Source organism: Brachyspira pilosicoli (genome assembly GCF_008016535.1).
Taxonomy (GTDB): Bacteria; Spirochaetota; Brachyspiria; order Brachyspirales; family Brachyspiraceae; genus Brachyspira; species Brachyspira pilosicoli_A.
Genome location: NZ_SAXY01000063.1, coordinates 1 through 17,260, shown reverse-complemented (window position 1 = coordinate 17,260; position 17,260 = coordinate 1). Strand labels below are relative to the sequence as shown.

16 protein-coding genes and 2 pseudogenes are annotated in these 17,260 nt (G+C 27.5%); 9 read left to right on the top strand and 9 right to left on the bottom strand.

The genetic code is table 11. The features are described 5' to 3' along the window. Positions 1–46: 46 nt before the first annotated feature. Complete coding sequence (locus EPJ72_RS10265) at positions 47–976, bottom strand: integrase core domain-containing protein (RefSeq protein WP_147732059.1); 930 nt, start codon at positions 974–976, stop codon at positions 47–49. Positions 977–1,129: 153 nt separating this feature from the next. Continuing rightward, on the bottom strand, positions 1,130–1,594 hold the full coding sequence (locus tag EPJ72_RS13790; RefSeq protein WP_439897271.1) for a transposase: 465 nt from the start codon (positions 1,592–1,594) through the stop codon (positions 1,130–1,132). Between the two features lie 84 nt (positions 1,595–1,678). On the opposite strand from EPJ72_RS13790, the gene EPJ72_RS10255 reads away from it, so the two are divergent. The 3 genes from EPJ72_RS10255 to EPJ72_RS10245 all read left to right on the top strand — a co-directional run bounded on the left by EPJ72_RS10255 (position 1,679) and on the right by EPJ72_RS10245 (position 3,966). Next, positions 1,679–2,590 (top strand): integrase core domain-containing protein, encoded by a 912-nt coding sequence (locus EPJ72_RS10255; protein ID WP_147732058.1) that lies wholly within the window; start codon positions 1,679–1,681, stop codon positions 2,588–2,590. 386 nt (positions 2,591–2,976) lie between these two features. Next, positions 2,977–3,513 (top strand): hypothetical protein, encoded by a 537-nt coding sequence (locus EPJ72_RS10250; protein ID WP_147732057.1) that lies wholly within the window; start codon positions 2,977–2,979, stop codon positions 3,511–3,513. A gap of 36 nt (positions 3,514–3,549) precedes the next feature. After that, entirely contained in the window at positions 3,550–3,966 is a 417-nt protein-coding gene (locus EPJ72_RS10245; protein ID WP_147732056.1) for a hypothetical protein, read from the top strand. A 256-nt stretch (positions 3,967–4,222) separates the two neighbouring features. On the opposite strand, the gene EPJ72_RS10240 is transcribed toward EPJ72_RS10245, so the two are convergent. From EPJ72_RS10240 to EPJ72_RS10220, 5 genes and pseudogenes are all read right to left on the bottom strand, one after another. Further along, positions 4,223–4,669, bottom strand: coding sequence for a (R)-mandelonitrile lyase (locus tag EPJ72_RS10240; protein WP_147732055.1), 447 nt, complete (start codon positions 4,667–4,669; stop codon positions 4,223–4,225). 18 nt (positions 4,670–4,687) lie between these two features. After that, a complete protein-coding gene (locus EPJ72_RS10235) occupies positions 4,688–5,185 on the bottom strand; it encodes a flavodoxin (protein WP_147732054.1) in 498 nt (165 codons plus the stop codon). Between the two features lie 314 nt (positions 5,186–5,499). Beyond that, a complete protein-coding gene (locus tag EPJ72_RS10230; protein ID WP_147732053.1) occupies positions 5,500–6,471 on the bottom strand; it encodes an aldo/keto reductase in 972 nt (323 codons plus the stop codon). A gap of 104 nt (positions 6,472–6,575) precedes the next feature. Continuing rightward, complete coding sequence (locus EPJ72_RS10225; RefSeq protein ID WP_147732052.1) at positions 6,576–7,010, bottom strand: cyclophilin-like fold protein; 435 nt, start codon at positions 7,008–7,010, stop codon at positions 6,576–6,578. A 28-nt stretch (positions 7,011–7,038) separates the two neighbouring features. Beyond that, positions 7,039–7,415 (bottom strand): annotated as a pseudogene (locus EPJ72_RS10220) (MerR family transcriptional regulator). Positions 7,416–8,079: 664 nt separating this feature from the next. Between EPJ72_RS10220 and EPJ72_RS10215 the strand changes: the two are divergent. The 6 genes from EPJ72_RS10215 to EPJ72_RS10190 all read left to right on the top strand — a co-directional run bounded on the left by EPJ72_RS10215 (position 8,080) and on the right by EPJ72_RS10190 (position 15,725). Then, positions 8,080–8,790, top strand: coding sequence for a TetR/AcrR family transcriptional regulator (locus EPJ72_RS10215; protein ID WP_147732051.1), 711 nt, complete (start codon positions 8,080–8,082; stop codon positions 8,788–8,790). A 26-nt stretch (positions 8,791–8,816) separates the two neighbouring features. Continuing rightward, the gene (locus EPJ72_RS10210) at positions 8,817–10,274 is read left to right on the top strand and encodes a TolC family protein (protein ID WP_147732050.1); all 1,458 of its coding nucleotides are present in this window, start codon (positions 8,817–8,819) and stop codon (positions 10,272–10,274) included. A 48-nt stretch (positions 10,275–10,322) separates the two neighbouring features. Next, positions 10,323–13,514, top strand: a complete 3,192-nt coding sequence (locus EPJ72_RS10205; protein WP_147732049.1) for an efflux RND transporter permease subunit — start codon at positions 10,323–10,325, stop codon at positions 13,512–13,514. A 139-nt stretch (positions 13,515–13,653) separates the two neighbouring features. Then, on the top strand, positions 13,654–14,127 hold the full coding sequence (ispF, locus tag EPJ72_RS10200) for a 2-C-methyl-D-erythritol 2,4-cyclodiphosphate synthase (RefSeq protein ID WP_147732048.1): 474 nt from the start codon (positions 13,654–13,656) through the stop codon (positions 14,125–14,127). Between the two features lie 10 nt (positions 14,128–14,137). Beyond that, positions 14,138–15,136: a squalene/phytoene synthase family protein gene (locus EPJ72_RS10195; protein WP_147732047.1), complete on the top strand. Its 999-nt coding sequence runs from the start codon at positions 14,138–14,140 to the stop codon at positions 15,134–15,136. Between the two features lie 94 nt (positions 15,137–15,230). Continuing rightward, a complete protein-coding gene (locus tag EPJ72_RS10190) occupies positions 15,231–15,725 on the top strand; it encodes a TspO/MBR family protein (protein ID WP_147732046.1) in 495 nt (164 codons plus the stop codon). A 22-nt stretch (positions 15,726–15,747) separates the two neighbouring features. Here the strand turns inward: EPJ72_RS10190 and EPJ72_RS10185 are convergent, their stop codons facing one another. Beyond that, complete coding sequence (locus tag EPJ72_RS10185; protein WP_147732045.1) at positions 15,748–17,058, bottom strand: TonB-dependent receptor domain-containing protein; 1,311 nt, start codon at positions 17,056–17,058, stop codon at positions 15,748–15,750. 47 nt (positions 17,059–17,105) lie between these two features. Next, a pseudogene (locus EPJ72_RS10180) lies at positions 17,106–17,260 on the bottom strand (IS1595 family transposase); the annotation flags it as partial.

The window sequence follows — 17,260 nt, the reverse complement described above, 5'->3', positions numbered from 1 at the left end:
TTCTATCATTATATTAACATAATTCCGATAATTTATGTATATAATGTCATGGAGCCATAGATATTGTACTTTTACTTGCTATAATATTTTTGATTCTTTCTTTGATTGTAATATACAATAACGAAGAAATCAATCTTTGATTGTTATAAAAATGTGTATATTCTTTTAATTTTTCTCTTAATAATTCTACTGTGATATTTTTATTTAATCGTGAATAAAATTCTCTTTCGTCTATGCCGTGTACTCTTTCTACTACACCGTTGTATCTTGGTGTAGCTACAGGAATATATCTCCTCTCTAATTTATTTTTTAAGCAGTATTCATCAAAAATATTTATTTTAGGAGTATTAATACAGCGATAAGTATATTCTATACCATTGTCTGTTTGTATAGCTTGTATCCTAAAAGGTGAAGTTTTCAATACATATTTTAAGAAAGATAAAGCACTAGAAGGTGTTTTATATTCATAGATTTCTCTCCAACTATAACGAGTAGCTAAATCTACAGCAGTGAATTGATAATAACGTATTTCTCCAAAAAAAGCATATTTAACATCTATTTGTACCTTTTCTCCTGCCTCCTTGATATAAATTGCATGTTTTCCTTTATGCTTTCTCTTAATTTTTTTCTTTTTACTTCTATACAAATTATTTTCTTTTAGGACAGTTTCTATAGCTGTTGTTCCTACTTTAATGTTTTCTAACTCTAATTGTTTTTTTATTTTTAATTTACCATAACCATATAATTTTCTTATTTCAATTATTCTTTTAATAATCTTTTTATTTTTCAATTTATTTTTATTATTCTTAGGTTTAGTAGATTTAGGTTTTATAATAGAATAAGTTTCTAATTGGCTTTTCCAATAATAATATGTTCTAATACTAATCTTATATTTTAAAGCTAATACTTCTTTATTCTTAACTTTATTGATTTTTATAACTATCTTTTTTCTTTGATTTGAAGTATATTCTTTCATAGGTATTCCTTTTGTTTTATTTTAATTAATTAAATTATAAGGAATACCTGCTTTTTTTAAACTAAAAAACGTGCAATATGTATGGCTCCTAAACAACTTTATTAATAGTTAATACTATCTTTTTTTTCTGATTTGTATTATATTAGACTTGTTTCAAAAGTCATTTTTTAACTGATAATTATATATTGATGCTAATATAAAAAATCTTGTATTTAACTTTTGTAAATGATTTCGATATCGAGTAGAAAGTATTTTATATCGTTTGAGAACTCCAAAAACATGTTCTATTCGTATTCTGATTTTATTAATTTTTTGATTCTGTTTTAATTCATTTTTATTTAATGGTATTTTCTTTTTGTTTTTTTTGGGGATTAAAACTTTATTATGATATTTATTAATTCCATAATAACCTTTATCTACATATATTCTACTTTTACAATCAAAATGTTCTGCTGTATTTTTATAGATATTGAAATCATGTTCGCTTCCTTTATCTAAAACAAAATCTATAATTTTTTTGCTATCAGCATTAATAGCAGTCTGAATTTTTATAGTATGGCACTTGTTTTTGCCAGAATAATATACATTTTGTACATATTTAGGTCTGTTTAGGAGTATGAGATATTGGACATTTTTTAGTATAAAAAAAGCAGTATCCTTGTTATAATATTCTGATATAGAAAATAAATAAAGGATACTACTATGAAAAAAGATTATAGCACAGAATTTAAATTATTTATAGTGGATGAAGCATTAGAAACTAAAAATATTAAAAGATTTCTAAAGATAGAAGAAATACCCAAATCTACTTTTTATACTTGGATTAAGAAACATAAAAATACTGGAACAGTTGCTAATTTTAGTACTAGACCGAAAACTTCTCCAAATATCTTTAATAATCAAGAAGCTATTAATTTAATTATTGAACTCTATACTAAAGAATATCGAGGTAAGCATTATATTAAAGCATATTTAAATCGTAAAGGCATTAAGATAGGTGTTACAGCTATAGAGAATGTACTAAAAAGAAATAATCTTTGGAGATACAAAATAAAAAAGAAAAAGAAGCGATATGATAAACGAAAATTTGTCTCTAAAATACAAAAAGAAGGCAAAATAGTTCAAATAGACACTAAATATATCAAATTAGGCAGAAAAAGAGTTTATCAATTTACTGCTGTCGATTTAGCTACTCGCTATAGTTGGAGGCAAATCTATGAGGATAAAACACCTTATAGTGCTTTATCTTTCTTAAAATATGTCTTAAAAACTTCACCTTTTAAGATACAAGCTATACAAACAGACAATGGTATAGAATATACTTATCGCTGTATTAATACTCCTAAAATAAATATTTTTGATGAATACTGCTTAAAAAATAAATTAGAACGAAGATATATTCCTATAGCAACACCAAGATACAATGGTGTAGTAGAGAGTACACATAGGCTAGACCAAAAAGAATTTTATGATTTTTGTACTAAAGAATTAACCTTAAAGAAAGCAAATAAAAACATACAAAAATATAATCATTTTTTCAATCATAAACGAATACATTCTGCTTTAAATTATGATACACCTATGCTATACTTTAATAAATTAAGGAATTCCTAACTGCAATATGTTTGGCACCTGTGCACAATTTTTTATGTAGAGGTATTGACATAAAATTATAGATTTGCTATAATTTTCTATATGATTAAGGGTAAATTATTTAGTATTTCATCAATGAGCTTAACTCTCACAGCTCACAGCTCACAGCTCACAGCTCACAGCTCACAGCTCACAGCTCACAGCTCACAGCTCACAGCATAATTCTCTAAAAAAATATTATCAATTATTAAATACACTTTTATATTTTGTATTGCAATCTTTTGATAGGTTAATCAATTCTATTAAAACAATTATTCACACTAAAGCATATCACTTTACTTTTTAGTTTCGCAATTAAGTATTAGCAATAATGTTTAAATACACAAATTATTAAAAAGGAGTTCAACATGAACAAAAAGATTTTATCAATATTTGTAATGATAATGGCTTTATCATTATTCGGCGTAAGTTGTAGTAATGAGAATTCTACAGGAACAGGAGGAAACAACTCAGGCACTACAGACGGATCAGGTACACATACACCTACACCAGCTCCTAAATCTACACCTACACCGCTAACAAAAGAAGAAGTAGTTAAGTTTCAAGGAACATGGGGGGGAGAAGTAAGTAAAGTAAGCGGTGATGATGCTATTAAGCCACAAACATTTGAATCAATTTTTACAATTAATGCAGACGGCAGTATAAAAGATGGGTATACTAAGCAAACAATAACTTTAGATAAAATTAATAAAGTATCTGATAATGTATTTGAATTTACTTCTGGAGTTAAACAAGCTAAAGCAAAATTTACTTTAAAACATAAAGTTGATTTTACAGATAATAATGCTCCTAAAGATACTTTAGTATGTACTATGGAAAATATTGAAAATCAAGAGAAATTAGGTTCAGCTACTTATGAAGGAACATTAACGAAAATGAAATAATGTTTAAATACACAAATTATTAAAAAGGAGTTCAACATGAACAAAAAAATTTTATTAATTATTACTATTGTATTAAGTTTTTTGGCAATTAGCTGCGGTAATAAGAACACAGACCCTACCACAGGCCCTACAATTAAACCGCCAACAAAAGAAGAAGTAGCTAAGTTTCAAGGAACATGGGGGGGAGAAGTAAGTAAAGTAAGCGGTTATGCTGCTGCCACAGAAGTAATGACGGCATCTTTTACAATTAATGCAGACGGCAGTATCAAAGATGAAGTTATTCAGCAAACAATAGCTTTAGATAAGATTAATAAAGTATCTGATAATGTATTTGAATTTACTTCTGAAGTTACAGAAGAGGGAGCAAAATCGACTTTAAAACATAAAGTTGATTTTACAGATAATAATGCTCCTAAAGATACTTTAGTATGTACTATGGAATATCAAGGGTAATCATATTCAGCTACTTATGAAGGAACATTAATGAAAATGCAATAATATATTAATAAAAGCCTGTCTTAATATTTATTAGGGAGGGCTTTTTATTATACTTATTTCAGAAGAGCTTAATAAAATTAGTTATATAATTTTCAGTATAATTTTAGTATATAAAATTGCAGTCCTTTTGCTTCTTTAGGGCACCAAAAGAAGTGGGGTCTGGGGCAAAGCCCCAGATATTAAAATAAAATATAATCATTTAGCTTAAAATTTATTTATTTTTCTTGTAGGCGTTATATTCTTCATCAGTAACATGCTCTAACCAAGTAACATTATTTCCGTCTTTGTCGCCTGTTATCGCAATATGTTTCATTTTGCAATCTGGTGAAGCTCCATGCCAATGCTTTTTATCTTTTGGGCAGTATAATGCCTCTCCTTCGTGAAACTCTAAAACTTCTCCGCCCTCTTCTTGTGTAAGTCCTATTCCTTCAACTACGATTAAATGCTGACCGCAAGGGTGAGTATGCCATGCTGTTCTTGCACCTGCTTCAAATGTTACATAGGCTACAGAAAAATGAGAATCTTCATTAGGCTCTGTGATAATCTCTACTTCAACATCGCCTGTAAAATATTCTTTGGCTCCTTTAAACTTTTTGCCTTCTCCATTTTTTATGAATAAAGTTTTTTCTGGTGATTTTTGATATTTATAATCAGACATTTTATTTTCTCCTTTTTATTATTTTATTAATATATCCTTAACCCATTTTCTTATTTCACTCTCAGCACTCGTTACAGAGCTTCCGTACACGCTTAATATTTTTGCTACCTGTTTGGATTTTGATTCTTTTTCTATATCTCTTTTAATGCTTCCGCACCCTCCGCCTCCATGCGTACAGAAAGGCATTATTATTTTATTAGAAAAGTCAAAACTGTTCAAAAACGTATTTAACGGAGGAGCCATTGTGTTCCACCAATTAGGACTTCCTGCAAATATAATATCATAATCGTCTATGCTCTTTATGCTGTTTTTTAATTTTGGTTTATGTCCGCTATTTATATCTCTTTTAGCTTCGTTTAATACGGTGCTGTAGTTTGGCGAATATGCCTTCTCAGGCTCTGTATTAAAAAAGTCTACCACAGTATTTTGTGATTCTTCTTTTATAATTTTTGCTATTGTATCAGCAAGTTTTTTAGTGTTTGCTGAATGCGAATAATAAGCTATCAACATTTTCATTTTAAGCTCCTATTATTTTTTATTTAATGGACTTACTTCAAAACTGTTTGATAAAATTATTTAATAAGTTTTTTAGTATTTGTGGGGACTAGCCCCCACACCCCCACTTCTTTTGTTGCCACAAAGAAGCAAAAAGGCTATATTTTAGATTAAATTTAATAATTCATATTACATAAAAATAAATTAGTATTATTTAGTAGTAATTTTATACTTGCACTTTTTGCAACTTTTTGCGGCGGGAAAAAGTTGAATAAAACAAAAAAACAATATAAATATTTATAACCTGTTCTGAAATAAATCTAAAACTTATAAAATTATTTTCCTACTATCTCCATATGCTCCTTCGGATACCTGTCGCCCTCTATCGTTATTTGTGAAATAGCTTCATTTATCTTATTTAATTCCTCCTTGCTAAAATCCGCATTAACAGAATAAGCATTCTCTTTTAATCTCTCTATCTTGCTTGCTCCAAATATAGGCACTATAAAAGGCTTTTGATGAAGCACCCAAGCTAATGCTATTTGAGCCTTTGAAACATTTTTAGCTTTAGCAATCTCTTCCAAAATATCAATCAATGCTTTGTTCTTATCAAAATTCTCTTTTTGAAATCTTGGAATAGAGCTTCTAAAATCATTTTTTGAAAAATCGCTGTTAAGCTTGCCTGTTAAAAAACCTTTACCCAATGGAGAGAAAGGCACAAAACCAATATTTAATTCTTCTAATAACGGTATAATCTCTTTTTCTGGTTCTCTCCAAATCATAGAATATTCGCTTTGTATGGCTGTGAGTTTGCATACTTCATTAGCTTTTTTTATGCTGTTTGCCCCTGCCTCTGAAATGCCCCAATGTTTAATTTTGCCTTCTTTTATTAATTTTTTCATTGTATCTGCCGCTTCTTCAATAGGCGTGTTAGGGTCAACTCTGTGAAGATAATACAAATCAATATAATCAGTTTTCAGTCTTTTTAATGAACCTTCTAGAGATGATATTATAGTCTCTTTTCTTGCATCTAATACAGGCTTTCCATTTACAGTTTTTATTCCGCACTTTGTAGCTATTACAACTTTATCTCTACGACCTTCTAATGCTTCGCCTACAATCTCCTCGTTTTTGTATGGACCATAGGCTTCCGCTGTGTCAAAAAAATTAATACCTAATTCTATAGCTTCATGTATGATAGATATTAATTGTTTTTTATCATAATTCTCATCATAGACTACGCCATAACCCATACACCCTAAACCAACAGCCGAAACTTCTAACTCTCCAAGTTTTCTTTTTTGCATATACTTTTCCTTCATAATTAAAAAATGAAATCAATATCATAATTAAAAATACTAAATCTTATAATTGCATAAATATTTTAGTTGATAAATTAATCTTCAAAAAACTAATTTGCACTAAAAGTTATTTCTATGCTTCCACTTCCAAGTGAATCTTTTAAGCCGTCTGTATTTTCTATATATCCAATTTTTGTATAGCTATATGATGTTGAAAAACTTTCATAAAATAACACCAAACAATTATTGCCGTATAGCATAAAGTCGCCTCTTTTTATACTGCCTACCCTTTCACTTTTTGTTGTGAGTATTGAACTTAAATTATGATATTTTTCATTGCTGTTTAAATCATTCATTGTAATTTTTAATGGGAGCATTTTTAAAAAATCTCTCGCTGTGTCATTATCATACAATATTAATTTGTATTCTTTGTTATTGATTTTTAAGGAAACATAATTATTTAAAGTATTCATATTTGTACTATCTCCATAAATAGAATTGCATGCTGTCATTATAAAAATTAAAAAGCTTAATAATATTTTCATTTTTTTTATCCTCATTATTTTAATTTAATTATTTCTTTGACAATTTTATTTCACACTCCCTCATCTTTGTATCATAATTATTTATTTTGTAATTTAATTTTTATAAAGTCTCTTTAAGCTCATTAATTTTAGTTTCTATTATCTCTCTCTGGTCTAATAGTAATTGCTTTCTTGCCTCTATTGTAGCATCACCTTTATTGTAGAGTTTTTTATATTCTATCAATGACTCTATACCCATACCGGCACTTCGCATACATTTAGCAAACTCTATCCAGCCTATATCATAATCAGTATAATTACCGCTTTCTAGTTCTTTCTATTTTCTGGTATAAGCCCTATTCTCTCATAATACCTCAAAGTGTCGGTTGATAAATCTGTCTTTTTGCTTACTTCAGCTATTGTCATAATTTAAGCCCCTAGTCTTTTTTGTTTTAATTATAGCATTAGAGTATGCTCCAATGTCAAGACCTAAGTAATAGTTTAAATTATTATAGAATTATATCAAATACTTATGTTTTATAATTATTTATAACAAAAAGGCATGAAGGAGTATAGTGATTTTTTTAAGTTTTTAAATTTATTATTTGAATGACTTTACCACACAAGCACTTACTTCGAAAATATAAAAATCTTTAATACATATTAAAGTGATTATATTTTATTAATTTTTTATTGTTCTTTTCCGCCTTACATGGTGTGGACTTCGTCAAAGGACAAAAAAGTGCGAGTGTTTTAGCTTTATCTTTTTGAAACATGTAAATATAAAATAATATCTATATTTTCGTCTATACATAAAAAACTATACTTCATTATTAAATGCAATTTCTTTACCGAGTAGGTAGCTTTCGGTATTGGTATAAAAAAACAAAAAACTTAATAAGGTTTAGCTCTAATCATAAATAAAAATATTATTTTAGATTTTATAATCACATATACTTCTAAATAATTTTTCATAAATTTGCTATTGACATTATTTTTTAATTGTATTAATATTAGTTTCCAAATAAAAACGACAGCAATGTCATTTTTATTAACTCTATTTACATGAGGTGAACACAAAAAAACTAAAATGCCAAAAGTAGATAAAGAATATTTTGAAAATAAGAGAAAAATAATATTAAAAGCTGCTATGAGAGTTTTTCAGAGAAAACCTGCTTATAGCGTTACAATGAAAGATATAGTTAATGAATCTGGCTTAAGCCAAGGAGGTGTTTACAAATACTATTCAAATATAGATGAAATTGTTGTAGCTTTACTTAATACCATTACTGTACCTGTAAGACCAAAAGAACTAATAGATAAATATAGTAATGATCCTGAAAAGGCTATATTTGAATTATTTAATGCTTTTAGAATTTTTTTTTTTGTAACGGCAAAAGAATTTGGAAAAATAATGTTTGAGTTACAGCCTATGTTTTTCAACAATATGGAGAGATTAAAAATATTAAAAGATAATATTAATAAAGACATTATATTAAATTATTGGTTTGGTGAATTATTAATATTTATAGATAAAAAAATAGATGAAAAATATTTTACTCCTGTACTTAATGCACATGACATTTATATGCATATGATAGTCACTGTTGGAGGAATAGGTAATGAATTAATATTAGACAAGTATTATAACTTAGACAGAAAGCTTTATTACTATAAGGGGGAAAAAAGAAAAAATAAAGATTTAGAAGTTAATTTAGATGGTTTAATTGATACATTATATAAAACATTATTACTTTTACTTGGAAGTAAAAATGTATACAAATATGGTTTTAGAACTTAAGTTTTGATTATTAAAAAGGAGCATAAATGAGAAAAAACATTATTGTGTTATTATCAATATTTTTTAATATAAATTTAGTATACGCTCAAACTACTAATACATTAAGTTATGCAAAATATATGGAAAATATTAGAGATTTGATACCTGAATTAAAAATCAATGCCGTAACAGAAACAAATGCTGAAATGAATTTGCTTAGTGCAAAATCTAGTGGAGATGTTAACCTATCTGCACAATTTGGAGCAGTTGGTAAATATGGAAGTTTATCATCAGGATATAGTGCTCCTACTTTAAGTCCATCTATTGGTGCTACAGGTATTCAAGCAGGAATTGGACTTGGAAGTTTAATACCATATACAGGTACAAAATGGTCTGTAAACTTAACACACAACTCTTTTCTCACAGGAGATTTAGTTTCACCTGATGGTACAAAAACAAAGTTTCAAAATTATCAGCCATCATTAACATTAGAAGTAACTCAACCTCTTTTAAGAAACTTCTTTGGAGCATTAGATAGATACCCTATAAAAGATGCTGAATACGCTTTAAATATAGCAAAACTTCAAAGAAGACTAGATGATGCTAGTGTGTTAGTAGCTTATCAAAAATTATATTATCAATGGATAATGTACGAAAAGCTATTGGAATATTATAGAAACATGTATATTACAGCAAGAAGATTTGAAAATCAGATGAGAGACAGATACAATAATGGACTTATAGATAATGACTCTTATCAAAATGCTAGAACACAGACTTTAGTTTACAGCGATTATTATGCACAAAATAAAATCGCTTTGGATACACTATTAACTACTATAAGTTTCTTCTTCCCTGTAACTAATCTTAAACCAGATCATACTACTTGGGATTCTTATTTAGATTTGGGAAGCAATATGACTATGGAGGCAGTTGCTTTTGCTGATAGTGTTAATGGACAAATAGCATATCAATCAAAAATTAGAGCAGAATACGCTTTATCTGCTATAAAAAATGGTACATTGCCAAATTTAGATATAGTAGGAAGTGTAAGTTTAAATGGAGTAAGTCCGAATACTTCTGGTTATTTTAATTCATTTGGAAGTATGACTAATATTGATTTTTTTGCAGGCGTACAATTCTCCTACCCTCTTGGAAACAGAGCTAACAAAGCTCAATACAAAATGGCTGAAAACTCTTTATACGGAATAATAGCTCAATATGATATGCTTGAAAAAGATTATAACACACAGCTTCAGGGATATATTTATAAATTTGAAACCTATAAAAATTTAATGAATAGTAAAAGAGCACAAATTAGAGCAATTAACTCAAGAATAACCACACAGCTTCAAAAACTTGATCAAGGACGTTTAGAAATAGATGATTTGCTTACTTCAAGATTAGATTTGGTAGCAACACAAACAGAGCTCTTAAACTTACAATATGAGTTTATTACAACTATATTTGACTATAGAGCATTACTTGCTATAGACTATCAATAAAAAACGTGTGTAAAAAAAGAAGTTAATATCAAGGAGAATAACTAATATATGGAAAGAATTATAGTATTTTTTGCGAAGAAAACTATGCTTGTTAATATAATAGTAATGGCTGTATTATTTGTAGGAGGTTATTACTATTTTAATTTAAGAAAAGAATCAATTCCATCTACAGACTTGGATATGATGCTTATAGCTGTAACATATCCAGGTGCTACTCCGCTTGACGTAGAGCAGAATGCTGTTATACCTATAGAAGAACAATTACAAGGTATATCTGGTATAGATGAATATAATACAACAATTATTGAAAATGTTGCTATTATAATAGTAAAATTAGATGAAACTATACCAAACAGACAGCCTGTAAAAGATGAAATATTTAGGCAGATGCAAAATATTCCAGATTTATCAGAAGATGTAGAAGAGGTTACAACCTACGACTTAAACCCTAACAAGATGTCTATATATACATTAGCTGTACACTTTAAAGAGGGGATGGAAGGCGATGAGAGAGAATTATTCGATGTAAGTCAAAGATTAGAAAATGAACTTGTAAGGCTTGACGGTGTTTCTGATGTAAGAATAAACGGAAGAACTGACCCTGAAGTTAAAGTATATGTAGACCCGATAAAAATGCAGGAAAACTATATTTCTTTAAGCGATGTAGTTAATGCTCTTAGTATAAGAAACGTTAGAGCTACTGGCGGTGATATGGAATCTGCTGGTAAAGAACAAACTGTTGTTACTTTCGGTGAATTTCAAACTCCAACTGAAGCAAGCAATGTTATAATACGTTCTACATTTAACGGTCAAAGAGTAAGGGTAAATGATATAGCTCGTATAGAAGAAGGCTTTGAAGAAAAAACTACTTTAATGAGAGTAAACAGAGCTTCTGGTTATTCTTTAGATATAGTTAAAAACGAAAATGCTGATATTCTTAAAACTATTGAAACTGTAAACCAATATTTAAAAGAAAATGCTGATTTAATACCAGATAATATTCAAGTATCTGTTATGGGCGATAAATCAAGAACTATCAATTCACTTTTAAGTATTGTAACTTCAAACCTTATTCAAGGATTTGTAATTATATTTATAACTTTGATTATATTCTTGGATTTCAAAAGTGCTATGTTTACAAGTTTGGGTATGGTTGTTACAATGTTTGCTTGTTTTATATATATGCAAGTGTCAAACATAACATTTAACACTATGTCATTAGCTGCTATTATTACTGTACTTGGTATGATAGTAGACAATTCAATCGTAGTATCAGAAAATATATTTAACTTTAAGCAGGCTGGTTATAAAGGACTTGAAGCTACAAGACTTGCTGTAAGCGATGTTGTAATGCCGATGCTTGCTTCAACACTTACAACTGTTGCTGCATTTTTCCCTATGCTCACAATAAGCGGTATGATGGGTAAAATATTAAATATATTCCCAAAAATAGTAATATTTACTCTTGTTGTTAGTATGCTTCAGGCTACTTTGCTGCTTCCAAACCAATTACAAGATAAAGAGGATAAATACAAATCATACAAGCCTAAAAAGAAAAGATTTAATTTCAAAAACCCTCTTGATTTCGACAAAGATGCTTTATTTGATAAAATGAAAATACCTTTTGGTGCTGCATTAGAAAAACTAATAAAAGTAAGATACATAGTAATAGGCTTTTTTGTAGTTATGTTTATAGCTTCAATATTTTTAGCACAAAATAGCTTTAAAAATTTCGTGCTTATTTATGATACAAGTGCAGATACAATAGTAATTAATATAGAAATGCCTACAGGTACTACAAAAGAAGTTACAACAGAAAGCATAGCTAAAATAGAAGATGCTGTATCACGTGTAGTAAAACCAGAAGAGCTTGTAGCTTTATACTCTCTTGTTGGTAAGCAAGTTGACCAAGAGGTTGTTTCTGAAGAGAAAGGAAGTTTAGCGGGTATTATGGTTTATTTAGTTGCTGCGGCAGAAAGAGATAGAACTGCTGATGAGCTTGTTGCTTTAATAAATGAGGAAATAGATAAAACAGATATTAGACAAACTGTTCCTGTATTTACTATGAATACAAAAGGAAGTGTTGACCCTGGTGATCCTGTAGACATTAGAATAGTTGGTAATGATACTGAACTTGCTAAAAAAGCTAAAGAAGATATTGAAGCATATTTAGCTACTGTTCCGGGTGTTATAGATATTGATGATGATGACAAAATAGGTAAAGAAGAATTGAGAGTTATGTTTGATTATGACAAGATAGCTGAACTTGGTGTAAATGTTGCTGGTGTTGCTAATGAAGTAAGAACTGCATACTATGGTACAGAGGCTACATATATACAAGAACTTGATAATAAACTAAACTTTAGAGTACAATTTGATGATCAATATACTTATGATACAAAATATTTAGAAAATTTATTAATACCAAACTCTACTGGAAGATTAATTTATCTTAAAAACTTAGCTACTATTGAAAAAGCAGATGGACTTGCTACTCTAAAACATTATAACGGTGAAAGAACTATAACAATTACAGCAGGTATAAAATATGGTAAAAATACTTCTCAGCAGGTTATGAATGCTGTTAGAGAGAAATATAAAGATTTTTCAAAACAGTATAGAGGATTAAAATTAGAGTTCGGTGGTGAGGCTAAAGAAACTGTAAAAGCATTAAAGCAATTAGCTTTTAGTTTTGCTATGGCTTTCATATTCGTATACATTGTATTACTACTTCAGTTAAACAGATTTATACAGCCTATTATGATTATGATAATTATTCCATTTGGTTTAATTGGTGTACTTCTTGGATTTGCTATTCACAGAATGCCTTTATCATTCATGGGTGTTGTAGGTATCATTGGTTTGGCAGGTGTTGTTGTAAACAATGGTATTATACTTGTTGACCTCATCAACAAAATCATAGATGAAGGCGTTGAGGGTGGTAAAAAAGGAGTAGCTAAAGCTATTGTTGAAGGAGCTAAGCAGCGTCTTCGTCCAGTATTTTTAACTACTGTTACTACTGTAGTTGGACTTTTACCTACTGTTTATGGTATAGGAGGAAGAGCTGATATCATTATACCTATAGTTATGGCTTTAGCTTATGGACTTTTGTTTGCTTCTCTTCTTACACTTATATTCTTGCCTTGTATGTTCATGGTAATGTTTGACTTGAGATTAATAAAGATACCAGAAAATAGAATAGAAGATACAACTACTATAATAACAAGTACAGGTAAATAAACTTTTTTATATTTTTCTTACATTAAATAAGCCATTAGTAAAATAATGGCTTATTTTTTTATTTAATTAAAAATATATTATTTTGACAATTTTTTGTTTTTTTATATAATCTTTATAAATAATATTTTTAGGATAAACAATGAGAATAGGATATGGATATGATTCGCATGTATTTCAAGAAAATCGTAAATTGATTTTAGCAGGAATAGAAATACCATATCATTTAGGATTAAAAGGTCATTCAGATGCCGATGCTGTAATACATGCTTTAATAGATTCTATATTCGGAGCATTAGCTTTGGGAGATATAGGAAGTCATTTTCCAGATAATGATGAGAAATATAAAGATATATCCTCTATGGAACTATTAAAACAAACTATTTCAATCATGAAAGAAAAAAATTACATATTATCAAATACTGATATTACTATCATTATAGAAAAACCTAAAATGAGAGACTTTATAGATTTAATGAGAGAAAATCTATCAAAAACTCTTAATACTAGTATAGATAATATTTCTATTAAAGCCAAAACAAACGAAAAAATGGATGCTGTAGGTGAAGGTAAAGCAGTAGCCGTACATTGCGTAACATTATTAGAAAAAATATAAGAGAAGAAATATGGGAACAAAAATTACAAACAAATATTTACTTGATTTAGTATCTAGAAGCTTTGCTTTAACTATACCGCTATTAGATAAAAATAAAAAATCTAAAGTGGAAGTTCAATATTTACTAGCAAGAATTATAGACACTATAGAAGATTCTATTCATAACACCAATGATAAAGAAACCCTAATAACAGGATTTATTAATATATTAAAATATTCAAGTTTAGAAAATATTAAAAATCTTGATAATTTCAAACGTATAGTATTAGAAAAAACAATAAATGATAATGATAAAATATTGATAGAAAACATTGATTTGGTATTAAAAACATTTTTTAGTTTTGATTCTCATATCAAAAATATGTCTATATCATATTTAAATGAGATGGGTTATGGAATGATATATTATCAGGACCATACTATAAACAATTTTGAAGATTTGAATGATTACTGTTATTATGTTGCGGGAACTGTGGGAGTATACTTAACGGAACTTATTAGGGCTTTGGACAACTTATCGCTTGACAGAGAAAAAGCAAAAAAGTTTGGAAGATTCCTTCAAAAAGTAAACATCATTAAAGATGTAAGAAATGATTTTAAAGAAAACAGAATATTTTGGCCTAAAAATTTATTTAATGATGATAATATAGCATCATATTTTCAAGATGAAACTTATAGAGATAAGGCTATAGAGATTCTAAATAAAATGGTTGATAATGCCATGGACGATTTTGAGGATACTATAAAATATATAATGGAAATAGAAAAAAAGGCAATTGGATATAGGCATTTTTGCTTAATAGCAGCATTGATGGCATATAAAACTCTAAATATAATGCATAATAATTATAATGTTTTCTCTGGAGAAGCAATTAAAATACCAAAAAAAGATACTATGGATATTGTTGCTAAAGCAAAGGCTAACTATTATACAAATAAAAAATTAGAAGATTTACTAGAAACTCATTTATCTGAGAAATATAAAAAAATAGTAAAAGAAGATAAATAATTAACTAAAATGGTCAATATATGAATTATAATTCTTTTTAAATTTTTATATTTTTGTTATAATTATAATATGAAGTAATTATAAGGAGTATAAAATGAAAAAAAGATACTTTATAATTCCTATTATAACTATTGCCATTTGTTTGTTTATGGGATATTTAGCTGGAATATCTGTTAAAGCTGATAATTTTTTATGGTATAATTCTCTAAATAGATCGCCTCTAAACCCGCCAAATATAATATTTCCTATAGCTTGGAGTATATTATATGTTTTAATGGGTATATCAATAGCTATTATAATTAATAAATATATAGATGAAGAAGATTTAGAAATAAAGAAAAATATTAAAAATTATATATTTCTTTTTATCGTTCAATTTATTTTAAATATGTTTTGGACTTATATATTCTTTGGATTAAAAAGTCCATTATTTGGTTTTATAGAAATAATAATTTTAGATATACTAATTATAATTACAATGATGAAATTTAAAACTATATCAAAAGCAGCAAGCTATATATTAATACCTTATATTTTATGGTGTTTATTTGCAAGCTATTTAACTTTTCATGTATTAATATTTAATTAAATAAAAAATAAACTATAAGGGGTTAAAAAACTACTGTAATATCTGCAAAATATTCTCTGCTTGATATAGGATAGCCTTTTATAGTTTCATATTTTATATCTAGGATATTTTTTATTCCATATTTTAGAGAAAGTGTCTTTTTATAATTAAAAGAAGATATTAAATCAAAAGTAGTATAAGATTTATCAGTATCACTTTTAGTAGTATTATTATAATCATCTCCTATATACTGTACATTAAACATTAAAGCATATTCATAATTTAAATTAACACCATAAACATATTCCAAAGATGTATTAAATTGATGCTTTGGAAGACATGGAAGTGAATTATTATTAACGCTTAAATTATATGTATTTGCTCCTGAAAGATAAGAATAATTGCCTTTTAATCTAATGCTTGAATTAATAGAAGCTAATGGTATATTAAAAGTAATAGTTGTTTTATTTCCCTGTGCCATTAAATATCTATTATTTGTAATAGTTAAAGTATCTTTTTTGCTTGTTATAAAATACATACTTTCTATTATTATAAAATCAATAGGCTTTAATTTTATTCCAAAAGTACCCCCTTGATATATGTTTTGAGTTTTTATATTATTTGTTTCATTTTGTCCGAGTAAACCAATATCTGTTTGCAAATCTAAAAAATATTTACCTGTAAAACTTATCTCATCAATAGGTTTCAAATTAAAACTTACATCACTTTTTAAATATGTTCTTAAATCTGCATTTTTACTCTTTCTGCCGCTAAAACCTTTTTCCTCTCCAGATGTATCCAATTTAAAATTAAGTGAGTTATCATCTTTTTTTATTTTATAATTTAATACATTTAGACTGCCATAAGTTTTACTTGAATTTGTTTCTATTTTCTTATAAGATATTTTCTGATTCGTAACTTCTAAAGAAACACCTTCCAATATGTTTTTATAAATCAATTCTTCACCCTGAGAATATCTAGAAGTAACTATATTATAAATTATATTTCCATCATAAATATTATATCTTATATCAATAGAATCTATATTATTTTTATCGTACAAAAACAAATATATCTTCTTCTCTTCATCATTCAGCCTATTTCCATTGATTATAAAAGTAGATTGAGAATATACTTTTTTATTTTTTATGTTAATATTACTAAACTCTTTTATAATTTCTGCTAAGTTCTTAGATTTAGAAGATTTAATATCACTTTTTCTAATAATTAAATAACTATCAAAAAAATGATTAGTGTTTTCTTCTATATCATTAGTATTCTCTTCTATATATGAAAACAAATTATAGGAAAGAATATTAATTATAATAAATAGCAATAATAAAAATCTTTTCATATGTTAAAATTACAAAATTATAAAAAATTAGGGGCTGTCCTAGATAACTAAAAAAGCTCCTTTCTTGCTAAATTGTATATAATTTCCAACTGTTTGTCAACTTTTGGATTATTAAATCTAAATTGACACTCTTTAATAAATAAGTGAAAATGTTCTTTTGGTATTCCATTAAATTTACGAAGATGTCTCTTTGCTTGATTCC